Origin of the sequence: Spiroplasma sp. ChiS (assembly GCF_002968355.1) — a bacterium.
Lineage (GTDB): Bacteria > Bacillota_I > Bacilli_A > Mycoplasmatales > Mycoplasmataceae > Spiroplasma > Spiroplasma citri.
In genome coordinates this window covers 1-1550 of record NZ_PUUH01000101.1, presented here as the reverse complement: position 1 = coordinate 1550, position 1550 = coordinate 1, and the positions used below count along the sequence as shown (strand labels likewise).

Genomic DNA, 1550 nt, shown 5'->3' with positions numbered 1-1550 from the left:
ATATTAAAAAAGCAATTTATCGAATGATTTTGACTGTTGATGAAGCAAATTTAATTATTTCTGGTAGTTTAGAGTTAAATAATATTAATAATGATGATTTAAGTTTTAATTTTATTTTTATGCGAACGGGAACTGGTGAAGTTTTTAATTTTAATGGTTCAATTTATTCATCATTAAATAGTAAAGATTTAAAGTATTATCAACAGTTTAGCGGTCAGTTTGTTTTATCTAAATTTTTACAGTCGTTTTTTGCAAGTGCATTGGTGCCAGTGTTTCAAAATCGTAGTTCGTTTATTGAAAATGGATATATTGATAATTTACAGTATGATACTGTTTTAGTTAACTTTTTTGCGTTGAAATTACAAAATTTTAATAATATTTTGTTGAGTGAAGACCTGAATTTATTAAAATATTTTTAGCTGATTGAATTAAAGTTTTTATTTCTTCATCAAATAAATTATGCTGAATTCGTAAACTTAATTTAACAAAATTTAATAAGTCCATATTGATCCTCCTTTATTTTTAAATTACTCAGGTTGGAAATTTACAAAAGCATTTTTTTCAACAACTTTCCCGTCTAAAATTAAAACAACATCATAACCTAAGATTTTATTAGTAACTCCATCTGAACTTATATTGTGGTTTCAAATAGGGCGATCATTTTTATCTTTAATATTTTGAATAATTCATCAATAATAGCATCGTAATTTAATTCTTTAATTTTTACACTTTTAATGCTTGTATCTGATAATATTCCAGTTGGTTGACCTTTTCCAGTTCCAGTAGCAAGTGATTGTTCAATACCCTCTTTAATTCTGTTTGTAATTACTCTAATTACAAAAGCTTCAAAATCTTCAATTGTCATAAATCTTGTAGTTTCTGAAAATTCAAGCGAAGTGGCAATAATGTGGCCATCAAATTTAATACTATCTGATCCTGTACTTCCTTTTAYTTCTTSMCCCTCTGTGACAAATTTAGCTGCTGTTGAATCTTTTTCATACGCAATATCTAATTTTCCTCGGTGTTCTAAAATAGTTACTTCATTAATTAAATTAGAAGTTAATTTAATTTCATTTAAGATGTTTTTTCATATTGTAGTAGGTACAAGCGGACTCGCATCTTCATTTCCAGTTGGATTTGTTCCAACTTGTAAAAATTTTGCTTCTTGTGGTGTTAATTGTTGTCTTTGCATATTTTTTAATCATGCATTTTTATATTCTCTTGTATCTAAAATATCTTTTTGATTATARATAGTTTTAATTTCCATTTGTTCTGTTCCCCTTAATGTTTGTAAAATTGTGCTATTTCCGTTTTCAATATTTTTAATATTTTTTTCTAAATATTCATTTCTTATTTTTTGAGTTTCTGTAATTTCTTCATTTAATTTTTTAATTGCAGTTAATAACTCTTTTTGTTCTTGTAATTCTTTATTAGATAAATTATTTTTCTTTAATTCCATATTTTCTAATTGTTCTTTTTTTTCTTCTAATTCATTGTTTCTTTAATTCCATATTTTCTAATTGTTCTTTTTTTTCTTCTAATTCATTGTT

Annotated in this window: 3 protein-coding genes; 1 reads left to right on the top strand and 2 read right to left on the bottom strand. The window is 24.7% G+C overall.

What is annotated here, in order from left to right; translation table 4 throughout:
* A partial coding sequence (locus tag C6B38_RS03600) for a spiroplasma phage ORF1-like family protein (RefSeq protein WP_199558571.1) occupies positions 1-419 on the top strand: 419 nt, incomplete at its 5' end.
* On the opposite strand, the gene C6B38_RS12325 is transcribed toward C6B38_RS03600, so the two are convergent.
* Both C6B38_RS12325 and C6B38_RS03595 read right to left on the bottom strand, forming a co-directional pair.
* Positions 370-504, bottom strand: coding sequence for a phage head-tail connector protein (locus C6B38_RS12325; RefSeq protein WP_443028744.1), 135 nt, complete (start codon positions 502-504; stop codon positions 370-372). The two genes, C6B38_RS03600 and C6B38_RS12325, sit on opposite strands and share 50 nt — an antisense overlap.
* A gap of 127 nt (positions 505-631) precedes the next feature.
* Positions 632-1489, bottom strand: a complete 858-nt coding sequence (locus tag C6B38_RS03595) for a phage major capsid protein (protein ID WP_255401065.1) — start codon at positions 1487-1489, stop codon at positions 632-634.
* Positions 1490-1550 lie beyond the last annotated feature (61 nt).